14 protein-coding genes are annotated in these 13,658 nt (G+C 57.0%); 7 read left to right on the top strand and 7 right to left on the bottom strand.

All coding sequences use genetic code 11. The features are described 5' to 3' along the window. Nucleotides 1–60: 60 nt before the first annotated feature. Together ACVLVH_RS12225 and ACVLVH_RS12220 are read right to left on the bottom strand one after the other, a co-directional pair. A complete protein-coding gene (locus tag ACVLVH_RS12225) occupies nucleotides 61–945 on the bottom strand; it encodes a dihydrodipicolinate synthase family protein (protein ID WP_192235698.1) in 885 nt (294 codons plus the stop codon). A gap of 17 nt (nucleotides 946–962) precedes the next feature. Next, nucleotides 963–2,111 (bottom strand): iron-containing alcohol dehydrogenase, encoded by a 1,149-nt coding sequence (locus ACVLVH_RS12220; RefSeq protein WP_192235696.1) that lies wholly within the window; start codon nucleotides 2,109–2,111, stop codon nucleotides 963–965. A 181-nt stretch (nucleotides 2,112–2,292) separates the two neighbouring features. Here ACVLVH_RS12220 and dtnK point away from each other — a divergent pair, with 181 nt between their 5' ends. The 3 genes from dtnK to ACVLVH_RS12205 are packed head-to-tail and all read left to right on the top strand — an operon-like array spanning nucleotide 2,293 to nucleotide 5,305. Beyond that, entirely contained in the window at nucleotides 2,293–3,564 is a 1,272-nt protein-coding gene (gene dtnK / locus ACVLVH_RS12215) for a D-threonate kinase (protein WP_192412376.1), read from the top strand. Further along, a complete protein-coding gene (locus ACVLVH_RS12210; protein ID WP_101762082.1) occupies nucleotides 3,557–4,537 on the top strand; it encodes a D-threonate 4-phosphate dehydrogenase in 981 nt (326 codons plus the stop codon). The genes dtnK and ACVLVH_RS12210 overlap by 8 nt, the downstream gene beginning before the upstream one ends. Before the next feature lie 6 nt (nucleotides 4,538–4,543). Next, nucleotides 4,544–5,305, top strand: coding sequence for a DeoR/GlpR family DNA-binding transcription regulator (locus ACVLVH_RS12205; RefSeq protein WP_101762081.1), 762 nt, complete (start codon nucleotides 4,544–4,546; stop codon nucleotides 5,303–5,305). 171 nt (nucleotides 5,306–5,476) lie between these two features. Here the strand turns inward: ACVLVH_RS12205 and ACVLVH_RS12200 are convergent, their stop codons facing one another. Then, complete coding sequence (locus ACVLVH_RS12200; RefSeq protein WP_007888732.1) at nucleotides 5,477–5,824, bottom strand: YacC family pilotin-like protein; 348 nt, start codon at nucleotides 5,822–5,824, stop codon at nucleotides 5,477–5,479. A gap of 177 nt (nucleotides 5,825–6,001) precedes the next feature. Between ACVLVH_RS12200 and cueO the strand changes: the two genes are divergently transcribed. Further along, nucleotides 6,002–7,591, top strand: coding sequence for a multicopper oxidase CueO (gene cueO / locus ACVLVH_RS12195; protein WP_192412374.1), 1,590 nt, complete (start codon nucleotides 6,002–6,004; stop codon nucleotides 7,589–7,591). Here the strand turns inward: cueO and ACVLVH_RS12190 are convergent. Beyond that, nucleotides 7,584–8,873 carry a cystathionine gamma-synthase family protein gene (locus ACVLVH_RS12190; protein ID WP_176970672.1) on the bottom strand — a complete coding sequence of 430 codons (1,290 nt, stop codon included), beginning with the start codon at nucleotides 8,871–8,873 and terminating at the stop codon, nucleotides 7,584–7,586. The two genes, cueO and ACVLVH_RS12190, sit on opposite strands and share 8 nt — an antisense overlap. Before the next feature lie 165 nt (nucleotides 8,874–9,038). Between ACVLVH_RS12190 and hpt the strand changes: the two genes are divergently transcribed. The 3 genes from hpt to ACVLVH_RS12175 all read left to right on the top strand — a co-directional run bounded on the left by hpt (nucleotide 9,039) and on the right by ACVLVH_RS12175 (nucleotide 11,461). Further along, nucleotides 9,039–9,575, top strand: coding sequence for a hypoxanthine phosphoribosyltransferase (gene hpt / locus ACVLVH_RS12185; protein ID WP_192235688.1), 537 nt, complete (start codon nucleotides 9,039–9,041; stop codon nucleotides 9,573–9,575). A gap of 192 nt (nucleotides 9,576–9,767) precedes the next feature. Further along, entirely contained in the window at nucleotides 9,768–10,694 is a 927-nt protein-coding gene (locus ACVLVH_RS12180) for an ABC transporter ATP-binding protein (RefSeq protein ID WP_101762077.1), read from the top strand. Then, nucleotides 10,691–11,461, top strand: coding sequence for an ABC transporter permease (locus ACVLVH_RS12175; RefSeq protein ID WP_101762076.1), 771 nt, complete (start codon nucleotides 10,691–10,693; stop codon nucleotides 11,459–11,461). Before ACVLVH_RS12180 ends, ACVLVH_RS12175 begins: the two co-directional genes overlap by 4 nt. An 82-nt stretch (nucleotides 11,462–11,543) precedes the next feature. Here ACVLVH_RS12175 and panD read toward each other — a convergent pair whose 3' ends face one another. Genes panD through panB form a run of 3 tightly spaced genes read right to left on the bottom strand, consistent with a single transcriptional unit; the run spans nucleotide 11,544 to nucleotide 13,630 of the window. After that, the gene (panD, locus tag ACVLVH_RS12170; RefSeq protein WP_007888760.1) at nucleotides 11,544–11,924 is read right to left on the bottom strand and encodes an aspartate 1-decarboxylase; all 381 of its coding nucleotides are present in this window, start codon (nucleotides 11,922–11,924) and stop codon (nucleotides 11,544–11,546) included. 41 nt (nucleotides 11,925–11,965) lie between these two features. Then, complete coding sequence (panC, locus tag ACVLVH_RS12165; RefSeq protein WP_192412372.1) at nucleotides 11,966–12,820, bottom strand: pantoate--beta-alanine ligase; 855 nt, start codon at nucleotides 12,818–12,820, stop codon at nucleotides 11,966–11,968. 15 nt (nucleotides 12,821–12,835) lie between these two features. Beyond that, complete coding sequence (gene panB / locus ACVLVH_RS12160) at nucleotides 12,836–13,630, bottom strand: 3-methyl-2-oxobutanoate hydroxymethyltransferase (RefSeq protein WP_192412370.1); 795 nt, start codon at nucleotides 13,628–13,630, stop codon at nucleotides 12,836–12,838. Nucleotides 13,631–13,658: the final 28 nt, after the last annotated feature.

Here is a 13,658-nt window from a genome sequence, read left to right as displayed (position 1 = left end):
GCCGCTACGGCTTGTGCGGCGATTGAAATCGGCTTCACGCTGCTATGGTGATGACTCTAATTACTGCAAATACTGATTCACAATCTGGCGGATCTTCTGCTCTTCTTCGGCTGAGAAACTCACCGCGTAGCGGCTGTCACCAACCTCAAAACCAAGCAGCGTCACTGCTTTTTTCACTGCGGCGGGAGAGAAGCCGACGCTATACAGATCGGTGCGCAGACCGGTCACATTCTCTTGCGCCAGGCGCGAACCTTCGATATCGCCGGCATGGAAGCGCGCCCAAATCGCGTTGATCTCTTTAGGCGCCACGTTAGCAAGGCCAGAAATACAGGCCGAACAGCCGTCGACAAAGCCCTGATGGATCAGCGAATCCGGGCCGTTCAGCACATCAAAACTGTTGATGCCTGCAGCCGCTTGCAGAAAGCCGCTCAGGCTCTCATAGCTGCCGGCGCTGTCTTTGATGCCGATGATGTTCGGGTGTGCGGCCAGCGTGCGTACGGTTTCCGGTTGCAGCGTGTTGCCGGTGCGCGCCGGAATGTTGTAAAGGAACAGCGGCACGTCGATGGCGTCAGCCACCGCGCGATAGTGGGCAATCAGCTCTTCCTGCTTTAGCGGCACGAAATAGGGTGTGATGACCGAAACCGCATCCACGCCCAGCTTCGCCACTTGTTTCCCAAGGCGAATGGTTTCACGCGTGGAGATCTCGCCAATGTGCGCCACCACCGGCGCGCTGCCGTTCACTTCATCGACGCAGGTCTGCGTCACCGCCAGCTTCTCCTGTTCGTTCAGCACGAAGAATTCGCCGTTGGTGCCGCCGCAGAAGATACCGTTGCCGGCGCTTAACTGGCGTTGTACCTGCTCGCGCTGGGCGGCTGGGTTGAATGCGCCGTCGCGATCGAAGGTGGTGACGATGGCGGTTAATACGCCCTGAATTTTCTTACTCATGGTGTCCTCAATAATCCTTAGTAATTCAAAGCCGGAAACAGCGTCAGATAGACGTTTCGTACGTCATCGGCGCCCACTTTCATCGGTACATTCTTCATCAGGCGCTGCACGTCGAGCGCGGCTTCCACCAGATACGGCAGATGATCCGGGCCGATACCCAGCTCTTCCAGGCTGGCGGGCAGCTTCAGGCGCTTCACCAGTGCGGCAAAATACGCCACCAGCGCGTGGGATTTGGCTTCGTCGTCCAGCGTGATGTCGGCATCCGGCAGCAGATCGTAAACCTGAGCGAATTTGCTCACCGCCGCCGGTCGTACAAAGCGCATGCAGGGCGCGAGGAGAATGGCATTGGCGACGCCGTGCGGCAGGTGATATTTGCCGCCCAGCGGATAAGACATGGCATGTACCAGATGCGTACCGGCATGCGCAATCGATGCACCACCGTAATAAGATGCCCACAGCATATTCAGGCGCGCTTCGAGATTGTCGGGTTCGGCGATAGTGGTTTCGAGGCTGGCAAACAGCTTTTTCATGCCGATCAGCGCATAGTTATCGCTCACCGGGTTCGCCACGGTCGCGGTAAAGCACTCAATCAAATGGCACAGCGCATCGATACCGGTGGAAGAAGCGATGTGCGGTGGCATGCTGGTGGTGAGTTCTGGCACCAGCGCGACATAATCTGGCAGCATCACCGGCGTGATAATGCCGACTTTGGTCTCTTTCTCGGGAATCGCCAGAATCGCGTTAGGCGTGGCTTCCGAGCCAGTACCTGCGGTGGTCGGAATCAGTAGCGAAGTGGTGCGCGTGTGCGGCTTCTCACCAGCCAGTAACGCCTCCAGTGTCGGCGCATCTTCGACACACAGAATCGACAGCAGCTTAGCGACATCCAGTACGCTGCCACCGCCGATGCCAATCACCAGATCCACATCGGTGCTCGGCAGCGCGGCGACAATGGCCGCCACATCGTGCTGGCTAGGCTCTGGCGGCACCGTGTTGACGATGCTCAGGCTGACAATCTGCTGCGTGAGCTGGGCGATCAGCTTTTGTACCGCCGGAATGCCTTCAATATTCTTATCGGTCACCAGCAGCGCTTTGTCTTTACCTTGCAGTAAATAGCTGAGGTCATTAAGCGCCTGAAAGCCACTGATCACGGTGCTGTTGATATTCATCTCTTACCCTTACGTTTTTGCGCGGAATGATTGATTTTGCTCAGTCGGCGCGAGTTCCATCACTGCAGTGCCTAATTTTATAGGGCAAATTGATTTCGATTAATTTGATCTTGCTCACATATAATCAATCATGATTGAATATAATCATTGCGACCCGGCAGCGGCCGGAAGAGGAGAGAGCATGACTTCACAGCCATGGAAAACGCCAGTCTTAGTGATTGCCGATGACTTTACCGGCGCCAATGACGCGGGCAGCGGGCTGGCACAAGCCGGGGCGCGTGTGCATGTGCTGTTTGAGAGCAGCACGCCACACGACGCTGGTGCTGCCGATGTGCTGGTGATCAGCACCGATAGCCGTGCAACCAGCGCACAAGAAGCGGCCCGGCGCACGCGAGCTGCCATTGAGCAACATCAGGCCATCGCTAACGACGGTTGGTTATTTAAGAAGATCGATTCCACGCTGCGCGGCAATCCCGGCGCGGAGATCGAAGCCGCGATGCAGGCCAGCGGTAAAACATTAGCCTTAGTGGTGCCGGCAGTGCCGAAGCTGGGACGCACCACGCGTGCGGGTGAAGTGTGGATCCATCAGCAGCGTTTGATCGACAGCGAATTCGCCAGCGATCCCAAAACGCCGGTCACCAGCGGCCATGTGCTGACGCGTCTGCAGATGCAGAGCACATTGCCGGGTGAAACCCTCGATCTCGCCACGCTGCGCAGCGATCAACTGGCGCAGGTGCTGGCCAGCAAGCAAGGTTTGCTGGTGGTGGATATCGAGCAGGACGCCGACATTGCCTTGTTGATGGCCGCGGCAGCCACGCTGGAGACGCGTCCGTTGTTGGCCGGAGCGTCCGGGCTCAGCGATGCGCTCGGCGCGTTGCTGGCGGCACGTCAGTCGCGTCCGGTGCTGGCGGTGGTCGGTTCGATGAGCGCCATTGCGCAGCAGCAGATTACACGCCTCGCTAGCCAGCGTGACATCCGCATTATCGACATTGATATCCGTCAGCTGTTTGCCCAACCGGCCTGGCCGCAGGCTGAACGGTGGCAGCAAGAGATGCAGCAGGCGCTGCACGACGGCGCGCATTGCGTGGTACGCACTACCCAACATGCCGGGCAGCGTCATGAGATTGCGCAGTTGTGCCAACAGCATCAGGTTTCTCGTCAGCTATTGGGCGAACGCATCTGCCAGTTTCTCGCGCAGTTAACCCGCCGCGTGTGCCGCGAGGTGCAGCCTGCTGGGCTTTATCTCTCTGGCGGCGATGTGGCGATTGCCGTGGCACAGGCATCAGGTGCCCGCGGTTTTCAGATTCAGGGCCTTGTGGCGGGCTGCGTGCCGCACGGGGTTTTGCTTAACAGTGAATTACACCTGCCGGTGATGACCAAAGCAGGTGGCTTTGGTGATGAAAACACCCTGGTAGAAGCCATTCGTTTTATTGAGGAGAAGTCGAGTGAGTAAAATTATTGCGATTACCATGGGCGATCCGGCGGGCATCGGCCCGGAGATCATCATTAAAGCGCTGGCAGAAGGTGAGTTAGCGGGCGTGCCTGCCGTCGTGGTCGGTTGTGCTAACACGCTGCGTCGGGTGATGGGTTTACATGTCACGCCGCAGGCTGAACTGCGCGTGCTCGACCAGGTCAAGGACGCGCATTTCGCGCCCGGCATGATCAACGTAATTGATGAGCCGCTGGCGGATGCCGCCGCGCTGCAGCCTGGAGTGGTGCAGAAAGCAGCGGGTGATTTGGCCTGGCGTTGCGTTAAACGCGCCACCGAACTGGCGCTGGCTGGCGACGTGCAGGCGATCGCCACCGCACCGTTAAATAAAGAGGCGCTGCACTCAGCGGGGCATATCTATCCCGGCCACACCGAACTGCTGGCGCAACTGACCAACACCAAAAATTACGCCATGGTGCTCTATACCGATAAGCTGAAAGTGATTCACGTCACCACGCATATCGCGCTGCGTAAGTTCCTCGATACCTTAAACGGCGAGCGCATTCAAACGGTGATCGGCATGGCCGACAGCTTCCTGCGCCGCGTCGGTTTCGACCAGCCGCGCATCGCGGTGGCAGGCGTTAATCCGCATGCCGGTGAAAACGGTCTGTTTGGTGATGAAGAGATCACCATCGTCGCGCCTGCCATTAACGCCATGAAAGCGCAGGGCATTGATGTCAGTGGCCCGTGTCCGCCCGATACCGTGTTCCTGCAGTGTCAGGAAGGACAGTACGATATGGTGGTAGCGATGTACCACGATCAAGGCCATATCCCGCTGAAATTACTAGGCTTTTATGATGGTGTTAACATCACTGCGGGCCTGCCGTTTATCCGCACCTCGGCGGACCACGGCACCGCGTTTGATATCGCCTGGACAGGTAAAGCGAACTCTGCGAGCATGGCGATCTCCATTAAACTCGCGATGCAGCTTGCATAGGGAAATATGAAGGGACAAAGCCGTCTCGACCAGATTATGGATTATCTGAAGAGCCATAATTTGGTCACTGTTGAACAACTGGTGAGCGCGATTTCTGCCTCGCCAGCGACGATCCGCCGCGATCTGATCAAGCTGGATAAAGAAGGCGTTATCAGCCGCAGCCATGGCGGCGTTACGCTGAATCGCTTTATCCCCAATCAGCCGACCACGCTGGAGAAGATGCAGCGTAATCTCGCCGAGAAGCAGGCCATCGCGCAGTTTGCCGCCAGTTACGTGCAGTCGGGTGATGCGGTGGTGCTGGATGCCGGCACCACCATGCTGGAGCTGGCGCGCCAGCTGACGCACCTCAAGCTGCGGGTCATCACCGCCGATCTGCATATCGCGCTGTTTCTGTCGGAGTTTAAGCAAATCGAAACCACCATTATTGGTGGACGCATCGACGATTCCAGCCAGTCGTGCATTGGCGAACACGGTCGCCGTTTGCTGCGCAGCATCAATCCTGATATTGCCTTTGTCAGCTGCAACTCGTGGAGCATCGAACGCGGGATTACCACGCCAACCGAAGAGAAAGCCGGATTGAAGATGGATCTGCTGGCCAACGCGCGCCGCCGCGTTCTGCTGGCTGACAGCAGTAAATACGGTTCATGGTCGCTGTATTGCGCCGCGCCGATTGATAGCCTGACTGATGTGGTGACGGATGCACGTCTGGATGAAGCGGTGTGCCGCGACCTGCGCGAGCGGGGTATTGGATTGGAGTTGACGGTTTAGATTTAGATTGAGATTGTGCTGGCTGTCCCCCATCCCGGCCTTCCCCCGCCAGCGGGGGAAGGAGACGCCGCCACATGCAACTCTCGAACTGACATATTGCAGCATCTTCCTCCCCCACCTGTGGGGGAGGACCGAGGAGGGGGACAGCGAGCACCAACCAGCGGGCAATGATTACTTAACGTAAGCCAGCAAACTCAGCGAATCGCGCGCCAGCGACTTACACTTCTTGTCGTTGGTAATGGCGATACCGCTCAAATCCTTGTAGCTCTCTTCGCCCAGCGACTTCATGTTGTAATTGCTGTAGTTGCTTAAATCCCAACGGTTCTGTTGGGCGAAAAACACCAGTGCTTTACGAATCTGTGCGTCCGGCAAATCCTGATAGCCACAATCGTTCTTGAGATAAACGAACACGGCGGTGAGGTCGGCCAGATCTTCTGCTTCGGATTCGCTCAGGGCAAAACTGGTGGAGGAGAAGCCAAGGAGTCCCGCCAGCAGCAGGATCTTGATGCTTTTCGTCATAATCATTCTCAACAAGGGACAATTTATTGACGTTAGCACAGTTATTGCCGCTATTCCGCTAAATTTGCCCTTTCGGGCCATTCCCACCCTTTTTATCAGTGCAATCTGTTTCAGGGCTTGACCCTCCCGCAGGGTAAAGGTTTACGCTGTGCCCTTATTCACGACAAGGATAAGAATATGCAACGTCGTCATTTTCTAAAGTTGACTGCCGCACTCAGCGCCGCCGGTGCGCTGCCGCTGTGGAGCCGCTCACTAATGGCCGCCACGCGCCCATTATTACCGATTCCCTCCATTTTGCAGCCTGATGCCCGCGGGCAATACACCTTGACCGCCATGACCGGTAGCAGCCAATGGAATGGCAAAGCGGTGCCTACCTGGGGATACAACGGTGGATTGCTCGGACCCGCGCTGCGTCTGCAACGCGAAAAAGCCGTCACGGTGAATATCCATAATCAACTGCCGGAAGCCACCACCTTGCACTGGCACGGGCTGGAGATCCCCGGCGATGTTGATGGCGGCCCGCAAGGGATTATTGCACCCGGCGCGACGCGTCAGGTCAGTTTCACCCCCGATCAACCCGCCGCGACCTGCTGGTTCCATCCGCATCACCACGGCAAAACCGGTTATCAGGTGGCGCAAGGTCTGTCGGGTTTGGTGCTGCTGGAAGATGAAGCGTCCGGCAAGTTGCGTCTGCCGATGCAGTGGGGCGAAGACGATGTGCCGCTGATTTTCCAGGATAAGCAGCTGAATAAAGCCGGAACGCAAATCGATTATCAGCTCGATATCATGCGCGCCGCCGTCGGCTGGTTTGGCGACATGATGCTCACCAACGGCGTGCAATATCCGCAGCATGCGGTGCCACGCGGCTGGCTGCGTCTGCGTTTGCTTAACGGCTGTAACGCGCGTTCGCTGCATATCGCCACCAGCGATCAACGTCCGCTGTATGTAATTGGCAGCGACGGTGGGTTGCTGGCCGAGCCGGTGAAAGTGGATAGCTTGCCGCTGCTGCCGGGCGAGCGTTTTGAAGTGCTGGTGGATACTTCAGATGGCAAAGCCTTCGACGTGGTAACGCTGCCGGTGACGCAGATGGGCATGACGCTGGCGCCGTTTGACCAACCGCTGCCGCTGGTCAACATTCTGCCGCTGCGCGTGATGGCCAGCGGTACGCTGCCGGACAAGCTGGTGGATCTGCCGCCCATTCCCGCCACCGAAGGCCTGCAAAGCCGCTGGCTGCAGCTGATGATGGATCCGCAGCTTGATCAGCAAGGTATGCAGGCGCTGATGGATCGTTACGGCGATAAAGCCATGGGCGGCATGAAAATGGATCATGGCAACATGGCGATGAGTGATAGCGCGAAGACGATGGATCATGGCGATATGGCGATGGATCACGGCAGCCACGGCAAAACTGCCGCCTATGATTTCCATAACGGCAACAAGATCAACGGCCAGGCATTTAACATGACCAAGCCGATGTTCAACGTGGAATTGGGCAAAGTGGAGAAGTGGACGATTTCCGGTGAAGGCGATCAAATGCTGCATCCGTTCCACATTCACGGCACGCAGTTCCGCATCCTGTCCGAAAACGGCAAGCCGCCTGCGCCACATCGCGCAGGCTGGAAAGACATCGTCAGCGTTAACGGCTGGCGCAGCGAAGTGCTGGTGCGCTTCAACTATGTCGCCAACGCCGACAATGCGTACATGGCGCATTGCCATCTGCTGGAGCATGAAGATACCGGCATGATGCTCGGTTTTAGCGTCAGTTAACCGCAGCCTCCAGCGCCAGGCGGATATCTTCGATCAGGTCGTCAGGATGTTCGATACCAATCGACAAGCGCACGGTCGCATCGGTGATGCCAATACGTTGCCGTACATCCTGCGGCACGCCCGAATGGGTGGTGCTGGCAGGATGGCTGGCCAGGGATTCGGTGCCGCCGAGGCTCACCGCCAGTTTGAACAGTTCAAGCGTATTGAGGAAACGGAACGCCGCCGCTTGCCCGCCACGAATATCAAACGAGAAGGTTGAACCCGCGCCGCTGCACTGGCGCTGATACGTTTTGCCCGCCGGACTTTCAGCCGCCAGATACGGCAGCCAATGCAGTTTTTCCACCTGCGGATGATCGCGTAAAAACGCCGCCACTTTTTCGGCATTGCTGGTGGCTTTCTCCATGCGCAGCGACAGCGTTTCCAGCGAGCGGCCAATCATCCAGCTGGAGTGCGGATCCAGCTGCGTACCGATGGCGCTGCGCAGCGAGCGCACTTTGCCGACCAGCGCTTTGCTACCCAGCACCGCACCGGCAATCAAATCCGAATGGCCGCCGACATATTTGGTCAGTGAATAGAGCGACAAATCTGCGCCATGCTGCAATGGCTGCTGAAAAACTGGGCCGAGCAGCGTGTTATCGCAGGCGAGAATCGGCCGTGAACCTTGCTGCTGCGCAATCACATCCGCCACTTGCTGCATCAACTGGATGTCCACCAAACTGTTGGTGGGATTGGCGGGCGTCTCAATCAAAATCAGCGCCACGCGTCCGCGCTGCCACGCCAGCTTCGCCGCTTCATGCACCTTATCTTCATCGGTGCCATCGCTGAAACCCACCGCTTTGATCTCCAAATCGTGCAGCGTTTTGCTCAGCAGCGTTTCGGTGCCGCCGTACAGCGGCTGGGAATGCAGAATCACTTCGCCCGGACGCGCAAACGTCAGCAGCGTGGTGGCAATCGCCGACATGCCGGAGGAGAACAGCGCCGCACTTTCCGCGCCTTCATACACCGCCAGCCGATCCTCAACGATTTCGCTGTTCGGATGATTGAAGCGTGAATAGACCAGCCCGCCACTTTTGCCTTCCGGCGGCTGCTTGCGCCCGGCGACGAAATCGAAAAAGTCCTGTCCCTCTTCGGCGCTGTTAAACACAAAGGTGGAGGTGAGAAACACCGGCGGTTTCACCGCGCCTTCTGATAACTGCGGATCGTAACCGTAATTCAGCATCTGCGTTTCCGGGTGCAGCTCGCGCGTACCAATCTTGGTTTTTTTACTGGATGAAGCGGTCATAGGAACTCCAGAACTCGGCGGTAAAGGGGCGGACGTGTTCCTACAGTTAACGCCAGCGCGATAAATTTCGCCACGGAATCGTTTGCGTTCTGTGCGCGGCGTTAGACGCTGGCTCGTCTATGATAGACTTCGTGGCTTTCCAAAAACCGTAACTGGACGCATGCAATGAAACATACCGTCGACGTGATGATCTCCGAGCAAGAGATCGCAACCCGAATTGCCGAACTGGGCAAGCAGATCAACGAGCACTACCGCAATAGCGGCAGCGAAATGGTGCTGGTGGGTTTGCTGCGCGGCTCCTTTATGTTTATGGCCGATCTGTGCCGCGCCATCGACGTGCCGCATGAAGTCGACTTTATGACGGCGTCAAGCTACGGCAGCGGCATGTCGAGCAGCCGCGATGTGAAAATCCTCAAAGATCTCGATGAAGATATTCGCGGCAAGGATGTGCTGATCGTGGAAGACATCATCGATTCCGGCAATACGCTGAGCAAAGTGCGTGAAATCCTGCGCCTGCGCGAGCCAAAGTCACTGGCGATTTGTACCTTGCTGGATAAGCCAGAGCGTCGTGAAGTGGACGTCACCGTCGAATTTGTTGGCTTTACCATTCCCGATGAGTTCGTGGTCGGCTTTGGTATCGATTATGCCCAGCGCTATCGCCATCTGCCGTATATCGGCAAAGTTATCCCGACCGGTGAATAACCGCACAATCGTCCAAGGCTAAACTTCCCCGCCTGCGATACACTGCGCAGCCCGTAAGCCAACGGTTTATGGGCTGGCTCGACTCTCTGCTAAACTCCATTGATTTCTTAATGTTAATGACCGCGACATCGCTCGTGCGCATTACCATTTTCATAGGCCTTTGATGTCTCTACAACAAGGTATGGATTCGCAATGACATATGCACTGGAAATTTCCGGGCTGACCAAAACCTATCCCGGCGGCGTACAGGCGCTGAAAGGACTCGATCTCAACGTGGAAGCGGGCGACTTTTACGCCTTGCTGGGGCCAAACGGCGCCGGTAAATCCACCACCATCGGTATTATCAGCTCGTTAGTGAATAAAACTGGCGGCAGCGTGCGCGTGTTTGGTTACGACCTGCAAAAAGACGTGGTCAACGCCAAGCGCCAGCTTGGGCTGGTGCCGCAGGAGTTCAACTTCAACCCGTTTGAAACCGTAATGCAGATTGTGGTCAATCAGGCTGGTTACTACGGCGTTGAACGCGCTGAAGCTAACAAGCGCGCGGAAAAATACCTCAATCAGCTCGATCTGTGGGGCAAACGCAACGAACGTGCGCGCATGCTTTCGGGCGGTATGAAGCGCCGCCTGATGATCGCGCGTGCGCTGATGCATGAGCCGAAGCTGCTGATCCTCGATGAACCGACCGCGGGCGTAGATATCGAACTGCGCCGTTCGATGTGGAGTTTCCTGAAAGAGCTGAACATTAAAGGCACCACCATCATCCTCACCACGCACTATTTGGAAGAGGCGGAAATGCTGTGCCGCAATATCGGTATTATTCAGAGCGGCGAGCTGGTGGAGAACACCTCGATGAAAGGGTTGCTCTCCAAGCTGCAATCCGAAACCTTTATCCTCGATCTGGCGCCGCGTAGCCCGCTGCCGCAGCTGGAGGGCTTCCAGTATCGACTGGTCGATACCTCGACGCTGGAAGTGGAAGTGATGCGTGAGCAAGGTCTGAACAGCGTGTTCAGCCAGCTGAGCACGCAGGGCGTGCAGGTGCTGAGCATGCGTAACAAAGCTAACCGCCTTGAGGAGCTGTTCGTCAGCCTGACACAGGGAAAAACAGGAGTGAAAGCATGACGCACTTGTATTGGGTGGCGCTCAAGAGCATCTGGAGCAAAGAGATCAATCGCTTCGCCCGCATCTGGATTCAGACGCTGGTGCCGCCGGTGATCACCATGACGCTCTACTTCATTATCTTCGGCAATCTGATCGGTTCACGCATCGGCGATATGCACGGTTTCAGCTACATGCAGTTTATCGTGCCGGGCCTGATTATGATGGCGGTGATCACTAACGCTTACGCCAACGTGGCATCGTCGTTCTTTAGCGCCAAGTTCCAGCGCAACATTGAAGAGCTGCTGGTGGCACCGGTGCCAACGCACATCATTATCGCCGGTTATGTCGGCGGCGGCGTGGCGCGCGGCGTATGCGTGGGGATTTTGGTTACCGCGATTTCGTTGTTCTTCGTGCCGTTCCACGTGCATTCGTGGTCGATGGTGGCGCTGACGCTGTTGCTGACGGCGATTCTGTTCTCACTGGCGGGCCTGCTGAATGCGGTATTCGCGCGCACTTTTGACGATATCAGCCTGATTCCCACCTTCGTGCTGACGCCGTTAACCTATCTCGGCGGCGTATTCTACTCGCTGACGCTGCTGCCGCCGTTCTGGCAAGCGGTGTCGAAGCTGAATCCGGTGGTGTATATGATCAGCGGCTTCCGTTACGGTTTCCTCGGCATCAACGATGTGCCGCTGGTGTTCACGCTATCTGTGCTGATCGCCTTTATCGTGGTGTTTTATGTGCTGGTGTATTCGCTGATTCAGCGTGGGCGCGGGTTACGTACGTAGATTTGGGAGTGATCTTCAAAAAGATCGCCATTCATGGCAACCAAAGAAAAGGGCGCGGTGTAAAAATCGCGCCCTTGTTGTATCAGGCGACCTGAACCGGCAACGCCTTAGCGAGGCGCTTCATTTCGTTATCGCCTTCGAAGTAGGCAACTTTCGGCTGCCAGCTGCGTGCGACTTCATCTTCGACCTGCACGTAAGAGCAGATGATCATGATGTCACCGGCGCAGGCGCAGCGTGCGGCGGCACCGTTGACTGAGATGATCTTCGAGCCACGTTCAGCGGCAATTGCGTAGGTTGAAAAACGCTGGCCGTTGGTGACGTTGTAAATATCGATGGCTTCGTATTGCAGAATGCCGGAGGCGTCGAGGAAATCCTGGTCAATGGCGCAGGAACCTTCGTAATGCAAATCTGCCTGAGTGACTTTAACGCGATGCAGTTTGCCTTGAAGTACGGTGCGAATCATAACTGTCTAACCTTGTTAAGCTGCCAATAAACAACGGAAAACTACTCCGTCAGATCCACTTGCTGATTATCAATCAGACGTGCATTGCCAAGCCATGCGGCCATCAAAATCACCGCGCGCTGGCTGTCCACGTTCAGCGCTTGTAAGGTTTCGGCATCGCAAATCGCCAGTCCATCCGGACGGAAACCCTTCTCACGCAACGCCACTTCCGCTTGCTCGATAATCTCTTCAACATGGCGCTCGCCGTTGCTCAGACGTTCGGCCATGCTGTTCATCACCTGGCTAAGACCGGACGCGATGTTACGCTCGTCGGCGGTGAGATAGCCATTGCGCGAACTCAGCGCCAGACCATCTTTTGCGCGTACCGTTGGCACGCCCACAATCTCGATATCGAAGCCCATATCCGCCACCATCTTGCGGATAATCGCCAGCTGCTGGAAATCCTTCTCGCCGAAGCAGGCGATGTCTGGCTGCACCAGATTAAACAGTTTGCTGACGATGGTGGAGACGCCGCGGAAGTGTCCCGGACGGCTGGCGCCTTCCAGCAGCGATGATAAACCCGGCACTTCCACGAAGGTTTGGCTATCCAGGCCTTTGGGATAGACATCGGCGGGCGCGGGCGCAAACACCAGATCCACGCTATGACGATTCAGCTTCTCGCAGTCGTCCTGCAGCGTGCGCGGATAGCGCGCTAAATCGTCGGGACGATCAAACTGCATCGGATTGACGAAAATTGAGACCACCACAACATCAGCGCGCTCGCGCGCTTCATCGACCAACGTTAGATGACCGTCGTGCAGGTTGCCCATGGTGGGCACCAGCGCGATACGTTTACCTGCCTGACGCCAGCGACGAATCTCACGACGCAGCATCGGCAGTGTTTCAATGATCAGCACTGCAAATCTCCTGATTTACTGGAAACTGTGTTCAGCGGCTGGATAAAGGCCCGCTTCAACGTCGGCGATATATTGGCGAATCGCTGCACGAATGTCGCCGGTTTCTGCGAGGAAATTTTTGGCAAATTTGGGAACGTGACCGCCGGTAATGCCAAAGGCGTCGTGCATCACCAGAATCTGGCCGTCAGTGACGTTGCCCGCGCCGATGCCGATCACCGGCACCGACAGCGCTTTAGTGATGCGTTCCGCCAGCGCCACCGGCACGCACTCCAATACCAGCAGCTGCATACCGGCGGCTTCCAGCGCCAGCGCATCGGCCAGCAGACGTTCAGCGGCGGCTTCATCGCGGCCCTGTACTTTATAGCCACCGAAGATGTTCACCGACTGCGGCGTCAGGCCCAAATGGCCGCACACCGGGACAGCGCGCTCGGTTAGCATACGCACGGTTTCCGCCAGCCACTCGCCGCCTTCCAGCTTCACCATATTGGCGCCGGCGCGCATCAGCTGTGCGGCGTTAGTAAACGTCTGTTCTGGCGTGGCGTAACTCATAAACGGCAGATCGGCCATCAGCAGCGCCAGCGGCGCGCCACGGCGCACGGCGGCGGTGTGATAGGCGATATCGTCCACGGTGACCGGCAAGGTCGATTCGTGGCCCTGCACGGTCATGCCGAGCGAGTCGCCAATCAGCATTACCTGAATGCCTTCATCGGCAAACAGGCGGGCAAAACTGAAGTCGTACGCCGTCAGCGTGGCAAATTTGCGCCCGCTGGTTTTGAGTTGGCGTAAATGGGAGAGGGTTGTTGGTTTCATCACACGCTCCAGAGTTTTCTGATGCGCG

The sequence above is a fragment of the Kluyvera sp. 1366 genome (assembly GCF_054823405.1).
This window is presented reverse-complemented; position numbering and strand designations above follow the sequence as displayed.